Consider the following 21,733-nt stretch of genomic DNA (forward strand, 5'->3'; position numbering starts at 1 on the left):
TCCCTTGTTACAAGGGTATATTCCCCTTTCCATTAAGGCTATAGTTCCGGTTGAAATACTTTTGAGCATTGAAGCTGGTCTCTTGATCGTTATCCAGTCATTAGTGCGTTAATTACTCAATAGAGACCACCACTTCCACTTAGATAGTTTCTAACCGGAAATGGGAACATGTTCTTGTCCATTTCGGCAATCGGTAGAAGTTCTTGTCCTCAGCAGCTATTTTCAGTCCATATTTCGCCTTATTAATACCTAGCAACCGTTTTTAACCTCTCATCTTGTCAGTTGTCTTATAACATTGTGAACATTTTCATGTATTATGGCACTTAATAAAGCTTTAAGTGCATGTTATCAATGATTAGATATTCATCTAATCGATAATCGGACTATGTTCTTGTCCATTCCGGCAATCGGTACAAGTTCTTGTCCTTGGCTCGAGACAAGAACTTGTACCGATAAAATAAAAAAGCCGCTAAAATAGCGACTTCAATGGGACCAAGTTCTTGTCCCTCGACATCATCATCATTTGACCTTGAACGAACTATCCTACATGTTAGTTGAAAAACAAAAGCAGACGTTTCTACGTTAGCTTAACCTTGGAAGTATAATTTGATGATATTCAAATAACTTCTTTACACCTTAGGGTAATAAGACCTGCTACCCGAAAAAGCGTACTAATCTGGACTCGGTGCATAATCGGGAAGTACACAAATTAACTTGAGTTGGAAAAGACCGTTTCGACTGCACGATTCAGGCGCTCATCTGTCCTCCGAGGTCGGGCGGTTTGCCAAGCAATTGCAGAACCTGTGTGGCCTATCAATGCTCTATGATATTGATATTATGGATCTCTACGGACGAAGACTTCATTTGGGACTACAATCAAGCCTAAAGACCTGAACATGAGCCTGTCTTCCTTCATACCTTCTTTTCTCTTCTTGTGAATGCTATAATACTTGTATCAATTACCAAATATCGTATATAAGGAGGCTATCCGTTCATGAACGCGAACCAAATTCTCGAAACGTTGCCGCATCGCTATCCATTCCTGCTTGTCGATCGAATTGAATCGGTTGAGGAAGCTCAAAAGGCGATCGGGATCAAGAATGTCAGTATCAACGAACCGTTTTTCCGAGGGCATTTCCCAGGATTTCCGGTGATGCCAGGGGTGCTGATCATCGAGACAATGGCACAGGTTGGAGGCGTCGCGATGTTGAGCGTGCCGGACTTCAAAGGCAAGATCGCCTTACTCGCCGGGATTGACGATGCTCGCTTCCGCCGCCAAGTCTTTCCGGGCGACCAACTGCGCATCGAAGTCTCGATCACGAAACTCAAAGGCGTCATCGGCAAAGGACAGGCCGTTGCTTATGTTGATGGCGAACTGGCCGCTGAAGCACAGCTGACCTTTGCAATCAAAAAAGACTAATTTTGAAGACAAAAAAAGGGATTCTCACGACCAGCGTGAGAATCCCTTTTTTTGCGTTATGAGGTTGTACCGATGAGACTGCGATGTTCGTAGGCAAACGTTTCAAGGAACGTCGGATCCAGGCTGAATGCGGAGTAGAGCTCTTGGCAGAAGGTACGGATCGACGCAGCTGCCTTTGGTTCCGAGAGCAGCATCATGTGGTTGGACGAGTCGATGTCGAACAGGTGGAAATCGTCGATCTGACGTTCAAATTCAGTCCAATAATCCCCTTGGTCGAATACGGGGCTCGTCTTGACTTTGAAGTACGGTTCCAGCGCCCCGAGGAACGAGCCGCTTTTGTTGCGGAAGAAATACGCGCTAACCTCTTGCGGATGGGGTAACGGCAAGATGGTAAATCCGCTGCGGTCGAACGCTTCCTGCACGTCAGAACTACTCTGAATCATGGTGTTCAGGTAGTCTTCCGTGCGCTTGTAGCCGCGCTCGTGTGCCAGGGTCAGCAACTGCTTGGAATAATCCTCATCCGAGAGCGTCGGGTCCAGATCATCACGGTGAATCAATGTGGTCGGAATCTTCTCCGGCTCGTGCTGAATCTCAGTGAGCAGGGTCATGTTGACCGATTGCAGGATCGCGGTTTTTCTATTGAACATCGCCTCCGGCAACATGGTCTTGGTGTAAATTTTGTCCGAATACAAAGTGTCGAGGAACACGATGGAGTCGACTTTTTGCCCCAGTTCCTGCAACTGACGGGCCACTTCGTAGGCCAGGATGCCGCCGAGCGAATATCCGCCGAGATCATACGGCCCTTCTGGCTGCACGGTCTGAATGATGTGCACGTAATAGGCGGCCATCGCGTAAATGCCTCGTATCGGGGTGCGGTTGCTCATCCAGCCACGCGCTTTGATGCCGTAGAAGGGTCGGTTGCTCACTTTGGCGATCATTGAGTAGATGCCGACACCGCCTGCCGCCCCATGCATCCAGAAGATCGGACGTCCTTCCGTCACTTGGTTCAGCAGGACCAGTTCCGGAAACTGCGACAAGCTGGTCTGCACGGGCTTGTGGGCCTGCGTCGCTTGCGGCGGTGCGGGAGTCTGGCTCATGATCTCTGCTTTCGGTTTCGCCTTAGTTGCCCCATCGGGAACTAGCTCTCGAATCAGGTCTTCCATCGATCGGCATTCGCTCAGTTTGGCGAAGGAGAAGGACGGGTCGATATGCGTTTGTATCTGCTGTAATAGCTGCATGAACAGAATCGAGTCAAACCCGTAGTGGTCGAGCGGTTTGTTCACCTTCAGCTCCGCAGGCGTGAGGCCCACTAGTTCGGAGATGATGCCGATGACTCGCTCCTGAAGATCCTCCGGGATGGCAAGGTCCTGTTCCTCACAGACCGGAACCGCCTCGTAAGCAGAAGCTGCAGAAACTCCTGGCAGGATCTGCGCTGTCAGCTCTCGTCTTGCGATTGTCGGAGCGGTCAGCCAGCAGCTGCGTCGCTCAAACGGATAGGTCGGCAAGGAGATGGGACGGGCGGACGTTCCGCCTTGTAGCGCTATCCAAGGAATCTTGCCGCCTTTTGCCCAGTAGAGTGCTAATTTCCCAAGATTGCCCTCTGCCAGTAAGGCTTGAAGAACAGTCTCTCCGGTGATCCCAACCAGAAGATCGAGGATCTCAGAATGAGACTCGTTCAGGTCGCCGAGATAAAGCACGATGGACGAGTCACCTTTTTTCAAATAGTCTCGCAGACCTTGCATCAGCTCGTCGCGGCTTTGTACCACCATCGCAAGTCTAGCCTCCATCTCGTCACGGCCGACTTGTAGGGTGTGTGCGATGTCAGGCAGCTTCAAGCTCTCGTCTGCTTCGAGGAACGATAGCAGCTGTGCTACAACCTCATCCAGACGCTCACGATTCTTCGCGGAGAGGACGATGATCTGCGGTGCATTCGTCGGTTTGTGATCGACTGCTTCTTGCTGCGCAGGGATGTATTCTTCTACCACAAGATGCGCGTTCGTGCCGCTGATGCCGGTCGTGCTGACTGCACCGAGGCGCGGGTTCTTATTGTTCGTGGTCCATGACTTGTTCTTGGTTTGAATCACGAACGGACTGTCTGTCAGGTTGATATAGTCGTTGCTCGACTCATAATTGTGCAGAGCCGGAATTGTCCTCTCTTTCATCGCCATCAACATTGAGATCAAGCTGACGACGCCGGATGCAGCGAATGTATGCCCGATCAACGGCTTGATCGACCCGAGCGCGCAGTATTGCTTCCGGTCGGTGTGTCGGCGGAAGGCGTTAGTGAGCGCCTGCACCTCGATCGGGTCTCCCAATCTGGAACCGACGCTGTGGGAAAGCACATACTGAATGTCGGCTGGGTTGATGCCGAAGCGCTTATAGACTTGATGAAACAGGTCTGCTTGGCTCGCAGGGCTCGGTGCCGTGATCCCGTTAGTCTGACCGTCGTAGTTGACGGCGCTGCCCTTGATGCAGCCGTAGATCTGATCACCATCCTCCAGCGCTTTGCTAAGTGGCTTAAGCACGACTACAGCTACTGCTTCGCTCGGCACCAAGCCATTTGCACGACTATCGAACACAAAGCAGGTGCCATCCGGGGATAGCATATCGAGATTGCTCATGCCGTTGTGGATCATCGGCGAGATCAACAGGCTGACACCCCCGGCCAGCGCCATGTCACATTCTCCTTGCCGCAGAGCTTGGCAGGCTTGGTGAACCGCGACAAGACCGGACGAACAGGCAGCGGTAATCGCCATGTTCGGACCCTTGAGGTTTAATACATAAGAGATGCGGGCCGCAAGTGTGGCGTTCTGGTTGCTGTTCGGCGGACTGTCCTCTCCGGCCAAGAAACCGTACTCCCCCTCTTCCACCCCAACATAGACGCCGCATGCGGTTCCACGAATGCGCTCACCCATATATCCAGCATCTTCCAGCGCGTGCCATGCTTCCTGCAGGAACAGGCGTTGTTTCGGATCGATGTATTCCGCTTCTTTGGGCGAAATCTTAAAGAACAAGGGATCGAAGCGATCGACATCCGAGACAAATCCGCCCCATTTGCCCGTGCCCTTTTCTTCCCGCCAGTTCCAGCGGTCAGACGGGACGACCGTGATCGCTTCCTTCCCATTTCGGATGTTTTTCCATAGTTCCTGCACGTTACTCGCCTGCGGGAATCTGCCGCTGATCCCGACAATGGCAATCGGCTCCTGCTCACTGCGCATCACTCCGCTGGCTGCCAATCGCGCCTTGCCGGTCTTTTTGCGCAAAGAGCCCTTGGACGTGGTACTGACGAGTGGTCCGACAGACGCTGCCGCGATCGCTGGTGGAGATGCCGCTTGCTCTTGGTAGAAGTCATGCATTGCCTCCCCATGTGTGACGGCGTAAAACTGGGTCAGATCTCTGATCGTGGAATGCTCAAAGAACAAGGCTGGCGTCACGGCAATCCTGTAGTGTTTCGACAGGAAACCTGCAAACTCGGCCAAGCTGATCGAATCAAACCCGAAATCGGCCAAGTTCTCCTCGACGTCCAGCTTGGTGCGCGGAATCTTAAGAACGGAGCTGATCTGCTCTTTGAGATCCCACTCCACGCACTGTTCGAGCGTGAATGCTTTCATCTCCGGACGTCTTCCCTTTCCGTAAGAAGTGTTACTGCCGGAATGCACTGGTACGGGGGGGGATCCTGCCGACTTCGCAAGGCCCAGCATACGTTCGATGCGGCTCGGCTGGCCGACCATAACAAGATGTTGAGTGTGGTTCTGCGACAAGATTCGGTCAAAGATTGCAAGGCCCTCTTCAACTTCCAAGAAGCGTTGCCCGCTGGTCTTAAAGTAGGCTTCCGTGTTCTCTTTCTTCTCAAAATGCATACCCCCGGCTTTCCAAAGTGGCCAGTTGATGACGAATGTTTTCCCGTTGCGCAGCTCCCCATAGGCCATTTGGAAGCGATTGGCAACCGCGTAGTCGCACGAGCCGAAGTCCCCGAGGATTGCTGACGAAGAGGAGAAGTAGCAGGTAAAATCAAGTTCCGGCTCCCCTTTCAGCAGTTCGTCGAGCAACAACGTTCCTTTGACCTTCGGATCGAGCACTTGCTGGAACCGAAGATCATCCTTGTCGAAAATGCTCTCGGCTCCGACGAGGCCAGCTACGTGCAGGACGCCGTTAACTCGGCCGAAGTGCGACCGGGCTTCTGCAAGCCCCGTCTCCATACGCGTGCGGTCACAGACGTCCGCTTGCAAATAGAAGACGCGGTTGTCTCGTTCTACAAGGGCTTCAATCTTCGCCTGTTTGTCAGCATCGAGCGCCGAGCGCCCGGTCAAGATCAGGTTGACTGGATGTTTACTAGCCAGATGCTCGGCAAACAGGTAGCCTAAACCGCCGAGACCACCGGTGATCAGGTAAGTGCCGCCCGGTTTCAGCAAGCTTAAAGAGCCGGCTTGGATGCGGGTTGACTGTACCTTGCAGACGTGGCGCTTGCCATTTTGGTAGAGGACGCTTTCGATTTTAGAAGCATTGAGCTCTTCCAGAAGGACATGCATGTTCTCCTGCAAGGAAACGGCCCCCGCTTCTTGCATCACGACAGCCACTCGGGTATCAGGGAGCACCAACCCTAAGGAGCGCTCAAAGCCGATCCATGATTCAAGAAACGCACGTTCAGTCGCATTTCGGTGCTGGCCGACGAGTATCAGGCTCTTTGCTTTAAGCTTGGTCGTGGCAAGTGCTTGTACGATGTCGAGGATTGGTTTCGTGTCCTCCACAAACGAAGCGTTTTCCAGCGGCCAGAGGTAGAGCAAGGCATCAACTTCCCCCTGTTGTTTTTGGACGCTGCGGAACGCCTGTTGGAAGGATTCCCCTTGGGCGACGAAAAGGACCTCCGTCTGCGGGCTTCGCGCCTGCACCGCTTCCACGACTGTACGCTGAGCCTCCGCATTCGAGAGGAAGCAGAGCAGCGTGTTCAAATTGGATTGCGTGTAGTTGTTTGGAGCTTGTTCTTGCCAGATCTCCTCAAAGGTCATCAAAGCAAATGGTTCGGCGGACGGAGAGACCGCTTGCGAATGGTTCTTCTGCGTTTGCATGACGCTAATTTGCAGACAAACCTTGCCTTGTTCGTCGCAAAACGTGAAGTTGCCGTCGTCTATCACAACCCACATCGAGGAAAAGCAAGGGGCATAGATCGTGACCTCTTGTAAGGTCGCAGGTACACTCCCTTTCAGCACGATATCCATCAAGTGCGGATGTAGCAGAAACTGCGAAGGCACCATCGGCAGCATAACGCGCGCGCCCCGCTCCTGCAAAGTAGACACATCGAGAAGTGGCGCTTCGTCCTCTGTCACCATGACACTTCCTGATGCGTGCAGGACTTCCTCGTCGTTGTAGATCTCAAAAGAGATCTTACCATTAGCGGCCAGGAACAGTGCGATGTGCACCTGCGCCCCGTCAGCACCCACTGTGAGTGGCGACTCCCAAATGATATTTTGCAAACGGAGACGGGTTAGCCCTTCTTTCGGAGCGTCGGATGCCTGTTCCACAGCCGCACGCGCCATCTCCAAAAGGGCAAATTCCGGCACCGTCCGATTGCAAAGGAAAGTCTCCTCGCCGGTAAAGATGGTGCTGTAACGAATTTCGTTCAGGTCTGACGTGTTGCGATGGAGCAGCGGATGTAAGACGTTGACGTCAGATTCCCCCCGTGTCCTGAAGCCTGTGTGCACGATTTCAAACGCAGGCAACGGGTAGCGCTCTTGTGCAAATGAATAGGTCGGTAGTCCGGTCAGTCGCTTGATTGTCCCTGCCGGATAGAGCCCTTCCCAGTCGACCCGATTGCCGTTGACCCACAGTTCTGCAACCATCTTGAGCTTGCGGTTATGCAGTAGGCTCAGGAGGAACGTTTGTCCCTCTTCGGTGTCGGCCAAGTTGATCCCGTTGATGCTGCCGTTTTTGCCGACGGTGCCCATGAAAACTTCTCCAGACTTGCCGGCCCCATCTAGGTAGAGTTCAAGCTGGTCGATCAGCTGGTCCCGGTCTTGGACAACGATGGCAAGCCGCTGTGCCATGCTCTCTCTGGCCACTTGGTAGGTATACAGGAAGTCTGGGAGCGAGACATCCGGTTGAGAACGGAGGTAGCGGAGCGCGGCATCGGCATTGGCTTGCAGCGACTCTGTACTCTGGGCCGACAACACGAACAGACCTGGCATCGATTCGTTGATCGGCGCTGCAACCGACCGCGACGGATCGGGGTAGTCTTCGATCACCACATGGGCATTCGTACCGCTGTAACCGAACGAGTTGACGGCAGCGAGACGCTTGCCATTTCGATTAGGCGTCCACTCGCAACGAGCTGTGTTGACATAGACCGTACTGTTAGCAAAGTCGATGTGCTTGTTGCCTTGTGCATACTGGATGGAAGGCGGAATCTCTCCATGCTTCATGCTCATCAAGACTTTGATTACGCCCAGTACGCCTGCTGCAGCCGTCGTGTGACCAATGTTCGCCTTGAGCGAGCCAATCCCACAGAAGCCTTTCTTAGTCGTGAACTTGCTGAAGGTGTTGTTAAGGGCATGAATCTCGATCGGATCACCAAGCTTGGTGCCCGTGCCGTGCGCTTCAATGTATTGAATGTCTTCCACGTCAATCGCGTACTTGCGGTAGATCGATTCTTGAAGCTGGCTCTGCGCGAGGAAGCTCGGCGCGGTGATGCCAGAGGTCTGGCCGTCTTGGTTGGTGCCGCTGCCTCGGATAATGCCATAGATATGGTCGTTGTCCCGCTCGGCATCGCAAAGGCGCTTGAGAACCAAGACCCCGACGCCGTCGCCGACGACGATGCCGTTCGCTCCATTGTCAAACGGACGGCACTCACCATTGGGAGACAGCATCCCGGCATTGTGCATGGAGATGAACGAGCCCGGATGGCTGTAGACCGTGATTCCGCCTGCGATGGCCAGATTGATCTCTCCGCTTTTCAACTGCTGGCAGGCCAAGTCGATCGCCACCATCGACGAAGAGCAGGCCGTATTCACCGCAAGCGCCGGTCCTTTCAGATCCAGATAGTATGCCATGCGAGCTGCGAGGATACTGATGTCATATCCAAGCATGGAATAATGGGAAAAATCTTGAGCGAGCGCCGAGGAACCGGCGGTGCCGATAAAGGTCCCGACAGATTGCCCGCGCAGCTGCGTCGGAGTGTAGCCGGCATCTTCTAAAGACTTGTACGTTTCTTCCAGCAAAATACGTTGGGTGACATCCATCTTCTCAGCTTCAATGGTCGAGATGTTAAAAAAGAGCGGGTCAAATCTGTCGATGTCGTCCATCTTGCCATAGTTGATCGGAAACGGATTGGACGAATGGGCTTGGATGTATTCCAGCCACTTCGGATCGCTCACTTCACTAATGCATTTTTTCCCGTCTCGAATCAGGTTCCAAAATTCTTCTTGATTGCTCGCCCCGGCACTCCGAACGGAGAGACCGATGATGGCAATTTCATCGGTCTCGACCCGTACATGGCGAGGCGGAGTGGGTTTCGGTGTTAGTGCTGGTTTAGGTGTCGGCGTTGGTGCCGATCCTGTCGAATGGGCTTGTTTTTCAGGTTGTACAAGGGTATGGAACTGCTTTTCCATGTAGACCGCCAGAGACTCAAGGTCTGCACATTCAAATACGATACTGGTCGGCAGGTTCATATTGAACCGGACGTTGATCGCTTCCAGCAGTTCAACTGCATTAAGTGATCCGATTCCCAGTTCCTTGAAAGTATCCGATTGCTCCAGTTCGGTACGTTCCAAACCCATGGTCTGTTCGAAGATCTCGAACAAGATCTCTTTGATCTCAGTTCTGGTAATCTCGTAACTCATGCTCTCTCACTCCTTAGATTTGTTGCAACATGTTGCGCCGCGCTTCCGGATAGGGCGTCCTGTTAGACATCTGCTTTGCGTTGTGCTCTCGCAGTCCTGCCGGGCTGAGAGCTGAATTTTTGCTGATGACGAACAGACAGTAACTTATCCAGCATTTCTCAAGCGAAATCGAGCTATTGGCAAAATTCCGAATAGAATTTTGCACGACTTCCGGCAGACCTTTCGTATTCTCCGCGTGCTCAGGATCATGCAGAGAGTTAGCGATCTGCTTGGAGACATCAATCACTTCGTCAAGAACGAGGTGATGCTCCACCAACAAGTCGATCCAGGTTTGTACAGTTGGGATGTAGATGTCAATGCTCGGATCGTCAATGGCTCCGCGCAGATTCGAGATAAAGTCCATCATCAGCACCTGTCCCCCTTCGTTGAGGGCCATGGACATGTTCTGGAACAGCCCTTGCTTGTCCGGGATGTGGCAGCTGACTTCGATCCCGATCATCATGTCGTAGCGACCTGGGAATCGGTCTTTGGAGCTGTCTCCATGGAAGATTGCAGCTTGTGCTCCCAAGTTCAGTTCTAGAATTCTCCGGTTACCAAGATCCGCTTGCGCCTCCGTGATCGTAAAGCCCTGCGTTTTCAGGTGCGGGTAGCGTTTGGCCAGCTGAATTACGTCTGTTCCATGACCGCATCCTATGTCAAGCAAAGCCTGTGCACGCTGAAAATCACCTCGGCTGAACAGCACGCGGCGCATCTCAATTTGTTTGCTACGTACCATCTCAAGTTCAGCTGGATATTGTTCCGGGTTCAAGTACACACGGCTGATCGAGAAGCCAGGGATTTTTTCCTCAAACGGACAGAAGGTCAAGTACTCTTCTTGAAACCCGGAGTCTCCGCTTTCGACGACGCGCGTATAGAACTCGGCCGCCTTGTTGGAGATGACAAATTCTTTTTCTTGTGATTTGGGCCCCTCTACCCAGCATCTACGCTTCACAAATGGATAAGTCGGTAGCGAGACGCGCTGTATGTTCTTGCCGTCATGTAGTCGCTGCCATACCACTTTGCTACCGGAGAGCCAGAGGGCGGCCAGCTGCTCAAGATTACGCTCTTGCAGCGCGGTTTCAACGAGTGCTCTGGCTTGGTGGCGATCCAATGCAGGACGGGTCTCGTCCACAGTAGGCGAGGAGATGTATTCTTGCAAGCACTGCAACAGTTCTTCTTTGGAAGTGACAATGAAGGCTGCACGTTTTTTCATTGGCTCACGACCGACTTGCAGCGTATAGGCAATCTGGGCAATCGTCAGGGATCGGCTCACTTCGCTCGCGAGATGCTCAGACAGACGAGCCGCCATGTCCTGCAGTCGGTCGTGGTTTCGGGCCGAGAGAATTACCAGTTGCTGTGCTGCAACCGGTCGTTCTATTTGCACAGACATCGCAGTCGGAATGTATTCTTCGATGACAGCATGTGCATTCGTACCGCTGATCCCTGTTGTACTGATCGCGCCGACTCGCGGTTGGCCTTCCTGCGTCGTCCATGCCCGGTTCTCGGTGCTAACGACGAACGGACTCTCCTCAAATCGGATGTACTCGTTGCTGGATTCAAATCCGTGCAAGCCTAACAGGGTGCGTTCGCGCATCGCCATCAGCATGCTGATTAGGCTGACAATGCCCGAAGCGGCAAACGTGTGCCCGATGAGCGGCTTGATCGAGGAGAGCGCACAGTTCTGCGTTTGGGCACCAGGCTTGCGGAAGGCGCTGGTCAGCGCTTGGATTTCCATCGGATCGCCTAGCTTCGACCCGGTGCTGTGCGACATGACGAACTGGATATCAGACGAATCGATTCCATAACGGTCATACACGCTGTGGATCAGATCAGCTTGAGCGTCCGGGTTCGGCGATGTAATACCATTCGATTGGCCGTTGTAGTTGACTCCGGTTGCTGTGATGCAGCCATAGATCTGGTCGCCGTCTGCGATCGCTTTGGACAAAGGCTTGAGCACGACGACGGCAACGGCTTCACTTGGCACCAATCCGTTCGCACGTGAATCAAACACATACGAGTTTCCGTCCGGGGACAGCATGTCAGTCTTGCTCATCCCTCTGTAGATCATCGGGGAGATCAAAAGATTAACTCCGCCGGCAAGAGCCAGGTCGCAGTCCCCTGCTCGCAAAGCTTGGCAGGCTTGATGGAGCGCAACCAGCCCGGAGGAGCAAGCAGCGGTCAATGCCAGATTCGGCCCCTTCAAGTCGAGAGCGTAGGCGATGCGGGCGGCTAACGTCGCATTTTGATTGCCGTTGAGCGGGCCTCCCTCCCCTGTTAGGAAGCCATATTCACCCTCTTCAACACCGACGTAGACGCCGCACAACTTGCCGCGAATTTGATCGCCCATGTAGCCGGCATCTTCGAGCGCATGCCATGCTTCCTCTAAGAACAGGCGTTGTTTCGGGTCCATGTACTCTGCTTCTTTCGGCGAAATCTCAAAGAACAGCGGATCGAAGCAGTCGATGTCTTTTATGAATCCGCCCCATTTGGTCGAGATTTTGCCTTCTTCAAAGTCACTTTGCCAGTCCCAGCGATCAGAAGGAATCTCGGTGATCGCGTTCTTGCCTGCTTTGAGGTTCTGCCAGAAGTCCTGCACGCTGTCCGCTTGTGGGAAGCGTCCGCTCATCCCAATCACGGCGATCGGTTCGTGAACGCCGGATGTCTGCGGCGACACGTGAGTCTTCTTTGTCACCACGACTTCTTGCCGGGCTGGGGCAACAACCGGGACGGGTGTCGGTTCATGGGCTGGTTCAGCAGTCGCTTCAAGGTAGTGCTGCGTCATCAACGCCTCGTGTTCGCGCAGGAAGTGCAAAATCAATTTTTCCAACGTGGAGTAGCTGAAGAACAAGGCCGGTGTCACCTCGAGGCCATCATAATGCTTGGAAAGACGGTTTCCAAGTTCGGCCAAGCTGATCGAGTCAAACCCGAAATCGACTAGATTTTCCTCGACATCGAGTTCGTCTCGGGAAATTTTCAGGATCTGGCTGACCTGTTCCTTGAGATCCCACTCAATGCATTGCTCAAGCGAGAATCCTTGCAACTCCGGACGTATCGCTGTGTACGACGGGACGCTGACAGTCGTCGGCGACGAAGTGGGTTGAACCGCTGACGGAGCTTGTGCAGCCACTCCGAGGAAGCGTTCGATGCGGCTTGGCTGCCCAACGAGGACCAACTGCTGAACTTCGTTCTGCGAGAGGATCAAGTCAAATAGCTCCAATCCTTCTTCCGCTTCCAAAAAACGCTGACCGCTCGACTTCAGGTAGTTCGCCGTGATCTCTCCTTCATCAAGACCCATTCCGCCTTCTCTCCAGAGCGGCCAGTTGATCACCAGCGTCTGGCCCGGCAGCTGCTGTTTGTGTCGGTGATGGGCATAAGCCATCTGGAAGCGGTTTCCGATCGCGTAGTCGCAGGAACCGAAATCGCCCAACACGGCGGATGACGAGGAAAAGTAGCATACAAAATCAAGTTCGGTCTCATCCGCCAGCAATTCGTCGAGTAGCAGGGTCCCTGCGATCTTCGGGCTCAGAACTCGCTTAAATGACTTAATTTCCTTAGAGAAAAGGCTTTCATCTCCGGACAACCCTGCTGTATGGAGTACGCCGTGTAGAGGTCCGAAGCGATCGCGTGCACGAACCAGCCCGGCCTGCATCTGCTCTTCGTCACATACGTCCGCTTGAATATAGAAGACTTGGCTGCCCAGCGCCTCCAGATCGCTCAGCTTACTGCGCTTCTCTTCGTCGAGCTTGGAGCGGCCGGTGAGGATAAGGTTCACAGGCTGTTTTTGGGCCAGATGCTCCGCAAACAAATAACCGAGTGCACCGAGACCGCCGGTGATTAGGTAGGTGCCGCCTGCACGCACCGCGCGTTGGCCAGCTTCGAGGCGAGTCGTTTGGACAGTGCAGATGTGGCGCTTGCCTGCTTCGTACAAGACGCTTTGTGCTTGTGAGGCATGGAGTTCACGCCAGAGCAGCTGCATCCAATCTTGAAGTGTGGAAGAGCCCGCCTGCAAAACCGCCGTCACCTTCGTGTTAGGCAGCACTAGGCCCAGAGATCTTTCAAATCCGATCCACGATTCGAAGTAGCTTCGCTCCACTCCGCTCTCGAATTGCCCAGCCAACAGTAACCGTTCGGGCTTCAGACCGGATGCGTCGATGGACTTCAAGATGTTCACGATACTGGAATGCTCTCGGATCATAGACTTATCTTCAAGCGGCCACAGGTACAGCATACCGAAGATGTCTCGACGCTCCTCTTGCATGCGTTGGAAGGTCTCTTGAATCGTGCTTCCCTGTGTGATGAACTCGACTTGCAGGCTCGGACTCAGGGACTTTAGCGAATCCCGCACTGTTTGTTGAAGTGCTTGATCGGAGAGGAAGCAGACGAGCGTTCCAGCGTTCCGAGCAGTGACAGAAGTCAGGGATTGCTCTTGCCAGATTTCTCGGAATGTCATCAACTCGAAGGATTCCGGCTGCTTGTTGTCCTGTGCAGATTCAGCCTGCAGTCCAGTCAGGCGAACGCAGATATTCCCTAGAGAGTCGTACAGTTCGATGTTGACCGTGCCATCTCTTCCCTCTTGGACCCTTCCTTGCAGGGTCGTCGAAACCGGGGCCAGCACTTCAAGATTTTCCACGATGCTCGAAGACATCAGGGTGCGTGCCGATCCCGCCGTTCCTTCCGGTACCCAGTAGCGCTGTTTCGCAAACGGATATGTAGGCAGGCTGATGCGGCGCGGCTTGTGTTCGCCGTAGAGCTTGTTCCAGTCCAATTCCAATCCTTTGACCCACAGTTCGACGAGCTTGACGTGCTTGCGGTGCTGAATCCATTTTTCAATCACTTCCTGTAGCTCTTCATCAGCGAGGAAGAGCGAGAGAGTGTCTCGGTTGGCTTTAACATGGCCGCGATAGAGGGTTGGGACATCCACTTGTCTGGACACGCAGGCGCGCAACTTGGTCGAAAGGTCTTGAAGCGAGTCGACGAGCAGCGCCATGCGCGCATCGTGCCCTTCTCGACCGATCTGCAAGGTGTAAGCGATGTCAGCGAGGTCCATATCTGTGAACGGCTGCGTCTCAATGGCTTGAAGCAGGCTCGCGGCCAGCTCCTCCAACCGTTCTTCGTTTTTGGCCGACAACACAATCACGGCCGGATTCTGCGGCGACACCTCAACAGGCGTGCGCAGCGACTCTGCGGGAACGTACTCCTCGATGATCACATGCGCGTTGGAACCACCCGCCCCGAACGAAGAGATGCCAGCGATGCGGGGCACTTCACGAACCTGACCGTCAATCTCCACCAACGGGCGTTTCCACTCCGCCAGCTCCTGCTGAACGACGAATGGGGTCGCGTCAAAGTCGATGTTCGGGTTGAGCACCTTGGCATGCAGCGAAGGCGCGAGTTGACGGTGCTTCAGTTGCAGCAGCACCTTCGTAACGCCGGCAATACCCGCCGCACTCTCACAGTGCCCGATGTTCGACTTGGCCGAGCCGATAGCACAGGATTGCAGTTTGGCGTTTGTGTTGGCCTGGAAAGCCTTGGTCAAGCCTGCGATCTCGATCGGATCGCCAAGCGAGGTACCTGTTCCGTGTGCTTCGATGTAGGAGACCATACTAGGGTCAAGCCCTGCCTGCCGCAGCGCCTGCTCGATCACATTCGCCTGCGCATTCGGGTTCGGGACGGTATACCCGTTGGTTTTTCCCCCGTGGTTGATCGCCGTCGCCTTAATCACACCGTAGATCTGATCGCCGTCTTCCATCGCTTTAGACAACGGCTTAAGCAACACCGCGCCAACGCCTTCGCCCGGCACGTACCCGTCGCCCCCTTCGCCAAAACTCTCGCATCGTCCTTTGCTCGACGCGAACTTGCCTTGGCCGAGCAAAATGTACTTATTCGGGTGAATCGAGATGTTGACACCGCCGGCGATTGCCAACTCGCAACCACCTTGTTGCAAGCTCTGGCAGGCCAGATGAATCGAGGTCAGCGAGGACGAGCACATCGTATCGACAGCTAGACTCGGCCCATGCAGGTTTAAGAAGTACGACACCCGGTTCGCGATCGACGAGGGGTTGCCAGACAGGGCAAGCGGTCGGCCGAGGATCGTCTCCTCTGCGCCGTACAGTTGATACTCTTCGTACATCACGCCGACATAGACCCCGACATTGCCATCAAGCCCCAGCAGACGATGTTTGGCGAGCGTCTCGCGCGTATACCCCGCATCTTCCAGAGCCTCGTAGACGGTCTGCAGGAACAGTCGCTCCTGCGGGTCCATAATCTCCGCCTCGCGCGGGGAGATGTTGAAAAACTTCGGATCGAATTGATCCACGCCGTCAATAAATCCGCCCCATTTGCTGTTCGTCTTGCCCGGCTTGCTTTTGTCCGGGTCAAAAAAGAGGCTGTGGTCCCATCGGTCTTTTGGAATCTCCGTGATGCAGTCCTTGCCATCCCGCAGATTTTGCCAAAACTCCTGAAGGTTTCGCGCCCCCGGATAGCGTCCGGAGACACCGATGATCGCGATGTCCTGTTCTTCCTTTGCCTCCTTCGCAGCTCGCGCGTCTGGCACTGCATGCACAGCCATCGAACTCGGCGCCAACCTCGAACGTCTGCGGCTACTGAAAGCCGACGGTTCAGGAGTGGACGCGGCAGCCTCCGAAGCGGATTTAAAGACCTGCTCCTGCTCCCCGATGCCCAAGAGCTGATGCAAGAGAACACGATGGGCATCCAAGAAGTATCCGGTCAGCTCGCGGAGATTTTGATATTCAAAAAACAGCGTTTTCGGCAAGGAGCCAAACGTCTTTTCCAGTTGGTTGGTCAGCTGCATGACCACAATCGAATCGATTCCGTATTTTTCAAAAGGCGCATTGGCTTCAATCCGGCCGGCTGGCATCTTCAGGACGGAAGAAAGCAACCTCTTAAAGTACTCGATCGCTCTCTCTTCAAAATCGCTTGAAATGAGAACCAGCTCTTCTTCCAGCCTAGACACGGGCACAGCTGCAGCTGTAGACGGTGTTTTGGCAAAAACCGCGCGGATACGACCCAGATCGCCTTCGACGAAAAGAATCTGATCTTGCATGGAAGCCATGCTTTGGTACAAGGCGCGTATCCCTGTAGCCGTCTGCATCGGGATCATGCCGAGAGTCTCTCGCAACGCATGCTCCGTCTCCAGCTCCACCTGCATCCCACCGTCTTTCCAGAGCGGCCAGTTGATCGACAGCGTCCGACCGGAGCGTTTTCCGTTTGTGACCTGCTCGTTCCGATACCCCGCAAAAGCATCAAGGAACGCATTGGCCGTTGCGTAGTCGGCTTGTCCAGGGTTGCCGATGGCTCCTGCAACCGAGGAGAAAGTCACGAAGAAGTCGAGCGGCAGATGTTGCGTCGCCTCATCGAGATGCACGGTACCAGCCACCTTGGGAGCCAGCACGTCCTGAAACTCTACTGTCGTCTTCTTAAGAATCAAGTTGTCGCGAATCACGCCTGCGCTGTGCAGGATTCCGTGTAGGGTGCCATACTCAGCTTGAATGCTCTGGATCAGCTTCATGACCCCCGCGAAGTCTGTCACGTCCACTTGCCTGTACACAACATTTGCGTCCAAGAACTGAAGTTCTGCCTGTATCTCAGCGCTCAGCGGCCCCCTTCCCGTCAGGACGAGCGTCGACCCTTTCACTTGCCGTGCGATTTCGCCAGCAAAAATGCGGCCTAGGCCCCCTGTGCCCCCAGTGAGCAGGTAGACGCCTTGATCCTTCCACGGAATGTGTAACGCCTCTTCCCCTGGATCGACTTCGCTCCATCCTGTTCCCCATCGTTTGCCTCCCTGGTAGCGGGTGTGTGCGTCGCCTGCGCAGCGAGCATTTTCTCGCAAGGTTTCAGCAAGGTTGCTCGGATCATCAACTTCGATCAGCTGACCGACAAGATTCGGATTCTCCAGCTGAGCAGTCTTCAGCAGTGTAGAAAGGCCTGCGTAGACCTGCCCTTCCCCTTGCGCCGGAACGACGATCTGCACGAGCGCTTTCCCTTTGCGTCTTTCTTGTAAAATCGACTTAATCGCCTCAAACGCCTGGGCTGCATAGCCCTCGAAGCGTCGGGCAAGTCCTTTTTCCTCTGTCTGCAAGCTCAGGCTCCGTATCCCGCTCTGTTTGATCTCAGCGTCCACTTCGCACAGCATAACCAGATGGTCTTCATACACTGTCTGCTCAGCCTGCAGATTGACCGGACGTTCTGTCCAGTCCGGTCTGAGCATTAGCATCCCCTCCTCTGTTCCCCGTTCGCGGTCGAGTATTCGGGAGGAATAGCCCTTCATCCGCACGCGGACGCTTCCGCTCTCGTCGGACAGATCGAGGTCGAGCTTGTGTACCTTGTCACCTGGCTTGTTACCTTCACTTCGGCGCACGAAGACCCACATCGAAGTGGTGCAAGGCCCGAAGATCTCCAACTCCTCCAGCGCGAACGGCAGGACCGGCTGGAGCATCGTTTCGTCAGTCAGGAAGCCAATGGCCGTCTGCAGAGCCGAGTCTAGCAGGCTCGGGTGTAGGACGAACTGACGCGCAGTGCTCGCGACGGCAGTAGGTAGCGACAAGCGGGCCAAGATCATCTCCTGTCCGACATAAAGGTGCTCTATCCCTTGGAAAGCAGGTCCGTACTCCAAGCCAGCTCGGTGGTACAAGTCATAGCATTCCGCCGCGCCTCGTTCACACTGTTCACACTGCGCTTGCAAAGAAGCAAGGTCGAGCACGGGAGCCTCGACGTCCAACAGAGCCGGTACTGCGCTCCCTTGGCTGTGTACGATCTCGCCGTCCAAGCCGCTGTACACTTCAAATCCGATCTCGCCGTTCTCCTCCGGAAACAGCCCGATCTGCACCGAAACCGCGTCTTCTTCTGCAATGATCGGACGCGTCCAGACTACATTTTTCAAAGAGATCGACGGCATGTCGGCAGCCTGCTCCAGTGCGACGCGCGCCATTTCCAGATAAGCGACACCTGGCAGCACCTTCCGCCCCTGTACCTTATGATCGGATAGGAAAAATTCTTGCCCAGTAAACGTCGAAGAGAAGCGTTGCTCCTTTAGTTTGGAGGTATTGCTGTGCAGCAACGGATGCAGGGCGGCTGTAAGCGTCGAAACCTCCCCCTCCTCCATCTCCGGCACCCAGAAGCGCTCTCTAGCAAATGGATAGGTCGGTAAATGAGTACGGCGAGGTCTTGAATCGACATAGAGTTCCGACCAGTCGAGTCGGACGCCCTTCACCCAGAGCTCGGCAATCTCTTGCAGAGGCTTGTTTGCTATGCTCTGCGCCTCCTCCTGCCCCGTTCCCGACTGCGACGTCAAGAGACCGGGGATTGTCCGTCCCTCTGCATAGGTTTTCAAATTCTGACGCGCTTCGTCTCTCGAACGGGCCACAAACGCCAGCCGTACCTCCCTTTCATCGCGTCCCGTCTGCAGGGTGTACGCGATGCTCGCAAGGCTAAGGTCGTGCTCCCGGTCGAGAAAGTCGGACATCGATGCTGCATACGCCCGTAGCTGTTCCTTGGTCATGGCAGACAACACAAAGAGCAACGGCGCATTCGCTTCTCCCGTTGCCAAAACCAGACTCTCTTTTTCCAAATGTTCTTCGATGACGACATGCGCATTCGTCCCGCTGAATCCGAAAGAGCTCACTCCGGCACGGCGCGGCGTTCCGGCTGGCACTTCCCATGGAATCAGGTCGGTATTGATATAAAAAGGACTCTTCGCGAGCCGAATGTGCTCGTTCAATTGGTTAAAATGTACCGTCGGTGGCACCTGTCGATGCTTCATGGCGAGCAGCACCTTGATCACCCCGGCCACTCCGGCTGCCGTTAACAGGTGTCCGATGTTGCTTTTCACCGAACCGAGAGCGCAATAGCTGGTTTTCTCCGTGAAGTGCCGGAAGGACTCGGTCAGCGCCTCGACTTCAATCGGGTCGCCAAGCTTCGTGCCCGTCCCATGCGCTTCGATCAGGGAGATCGTCTCGGGGTCGATACCAAATCGTTCGTATACGTCCTGCTCCAGCTGGATCTGCGAATTAACACTCGGCGCGGTGATCCCGTTCGTCTTGCCGTCCTGGTTGACACCCCAGCCGCGAATCACGCCATAGATCGGGTCTTCGTCCCGCACAGCATCTTCAAGGCGCTTGAGCACCAAGACGCCCACTCCCTCCCCCGGCACAAAGCCATTGGCGCGTGTATCAAACGAATAGCAGCGTCCATCGGGTGACAACATGCCCGCCTTGCTCGTCATGATGTGTAATGAAGGCCCGGCCACTGCGTACACCCCTCCGGTCAATGCCAAGTCACTCATTCCGAGCAGCAGGCTGTTGCAGGCTTCAGCCATCGCCACCAGCGAGGAGGAGCAGGCGGTGTCGATCGCAAGGCAAGGGCCTTTAAGGTTGAGCAGATACGAGATCCGAGCACTGAGGATGGAGGAGGCCGCCCCCATCAGTCCTTGTGCGTTCAAGCCTTGATGGTTTAGTTCCTGCCCGTAGTCGTTCGTGCCGCAGCCGACGAACACACCAGTTCGACTGCCGGACAGAGAGGACGGCGCGATGCCGGCGTCTTCAATGGCCTGCCATGCACTCTCCAAGAATAGCCTCTGCTGTGGGTCCATTAACTCAGCTTCGGCAGGCGAGATGTTGAAGAACAGCGGATCGAACTTATCCGCATCTTCCAGCACGCCCATCCACTTGGAGTAGGTTTTTCCCGGTACACTTGGGTCCGGCGAGTAGTGCTCGTCGAGCGACCAACGCGTCGAAGGAATCTCAGAGATGCAGTCACGTCCTTGTGCAAGGTTGTTCCAGAATTGGTCTGCATTCTTGGACTCCGGGAATTGTCCACTCAGCCCGATAATCGCAATCGCCGCCCCTTCAAAACTCGGCACCGCTTCTGCGCCGACTGCCGAAACGGACGTGGACTGACAAGATTCCAGATGTTCACACGCCTTGCGCATCAGCAGCTCTGCCACCGTGTTCACGTGGCGTTGCTGCCAAGACTCATACTGCGTGCCTTGTACCCACCTATTGAACGCCCCCATCGCCGGGCCGCAGAAGATCTGAAAATTATCTCGCTCCTGCTCATCCCCTCGCAGGGTTGCCTGTGCGGAATGGCCAAAATACCATTTGAAGATTAGCCCCATCTTGAAACGTGGGTTCTCTGCCGCCTCTTCTAGCTGCTCTGGATGTTTCGCACGCTTGTAGGCGCAGACGAGGCTCCAGATCTCCTCAAATGTCTTCTTAAAATATTTCGTTTCGATCTCATGACGGATCGACAGCGGAATCTCGTCAATCGAGTTGTATTGGTGGAACAGCTGGTGCAGCTTGTTGGCGCGGGTAGCGAACTGGGTGTTTTTTTTCACCACCTGCACCTTCGCACCGATCTCAAACATATCGCCTGCAACCGTCATCGCCATGTCGTGGATCGAAACAGACTGCAGCAGGTCCTTGACGACCGGATGGGCCCCACTCTCCACCGTGCATTGATTGATCGATCCTGTGAAAATAAAATCAGCTCCGAGCATAAAGGCCGACGCGACCGCTTCTGGCGTTCCGATCCCTCCGCCGCAGCCGATGAGAATCTCCTCGTTGTAGCAGTACTGCCGCTGGTACTGGTCTTTAAGCGCGCGGATGGCGGGCAGGAGTGAGAACGACACGCCTTGGTTCGTATGACCTCCCGAGTCCGCTTCAATTGCGAGGTCGTCAACCAGCGGAATCGTTTGTGACAGGGCAGCTTCTTCCTCGCTGATCAGACCGTAGTCCAGCAGTTGCTGGACGAGCGGAGAAGGCGGCGGCGAGAGAAACACGCGCGCCGTGTCCAGATGCGAGCATTTGGCAATCAGACGCCGTGGGAAGATCAGACGGCCATTTTGACGGGATAAGCCCTTGAGGCGCAGATAGACGAGCGGGAGCGTCGGAACGGAGAAGGCGGACACTTCGATCGCCTTCACGCCGTACTCGACGTACAGTTCCGCTGTGCGCCGCTCTTCGTCAGGTTCGTTAAGGTTGGCAATCAGGCACATGCCATACGGCTTGTCCGAACCCAGCCGCGCCTGAATGCGCTGCAGGACCCGCTCCAGTTCATGCACTTGAAAACCGGCGCTTCCAAAAAAGGCCAGTAGACCGGCCTGCCCCATGCGCATCAACATCTCCTCAGATGCGATCCCTCGATACATCGAGCCGGCAAAGTAACTCCAAATGGTGCTGTATCTCGTTTGGAACAGCGGATGGCCTAGCGATTCTGGCTGCAAGCGAACCGCCGGATTAAAGGACAGTTCACGCACAGCATTCGCAAGGGGGGCGGACATTTGCAACTCGTGGGATCGAGCCCGTGCAAGGGCCATTTTGGCCTCTTCAGGGCCGATCTCTTTAGCTTCAAGCCTACGTAAGATCTCTTGTATCTTCATCTGAACCCCTCTTTTACAGCAAAATTTATGGTCGTAAGCACGGCGAGT

The 21,733-nt window shown here is 54.6% G+C and carries 3 protein-coding genes; 1 reads left to right on the forward strand and 2 read right to left on the reverse strand.

Going from position 1 to position 21,733, the window contains the following annotated elements:
* The first annotated feature begins 994 nt into the window (after positions 1-994).
* Complete coding sequence (fabZ, locus tag AB3N00_RS24780) at positions 995-1,420, forward strand: 3-hydroxyacyl-ACP dehydratase FabZ (RefSeq protein ID WP_413036948.1); 426 nt, start codon at positions 995-997, stop codon at positions 1,418-1,420.
* A gap of 56 nt (positions 1,421-1,476) precedes the next feature.
* On the opposite strand, the gene AB3N00_RS24785 is transcribed toward fabZ, so the two are convergent.
* Together AB3N00_RS24785 and AB3N00_RS24790 are read right to left on the reverse strand one after the other, a co-directional pair.
* Positions 1,477-9,252, reverse strand: a complete 7,776-nt coding sequence (locus AB3N00_RS24785) for an SDR family NAD(P)-dependent oxidoreductase (protein WP_413036949.1) — start codon at positions 9,250-9,252, stop codon at positions 1,477-1,479.
* A gap of 13 nt (positions 9,253-9,265) precedes the next feature.
* Positions 9,266-21,685, reverse strand: a complete 12,420-nt coding sequence (locus AB3N00_RS24790; protein WP_413036950.1) for a PfaD family polyunsaturated fatty acid/polyketide biosynthesis protein — start codon at positions 21,683-21,685, stop codon at positions 9,266-9,268.
* Between the last annotated feature and the right edge of the window lie 48 nt (positions 21,686-21,733).

Origin of the sequence: Paenibacillus xylanilyticus (assembly GCF_047246825.1) — a bacterium.
Lineage (GTDB): Bacteria > Bacillota > Bacilli > Paenibacillales > Paenibacillaceae > Paenibacillus > Paenibacillus xylanilyticus_B.

Bases quoted from the DNA above. Each gene is read 5' to 3' on its own strand.
- AB3N00_RS24790 (WP_413036950.1), bottom strand. From the start codon at position 21,685: ATGAAGATACAAGAGATCTTACGTAGGCTTGAAGCTAAAGAGATCGGC.
- AB3N00_RS24785 (WP_413036949.1), bottom strand. From the start codon at position 9,252: ATGAGTTACGAGATTACCAGAACTGAGATCAAAGAGATCTTGTTCGAG.
- fabZ (WP_413036948.1), top strand. From the start codon at position 995: ATGAACGCGAACCAAATTCTCGAAACGTTGCCGCATCGCTATCCATTC.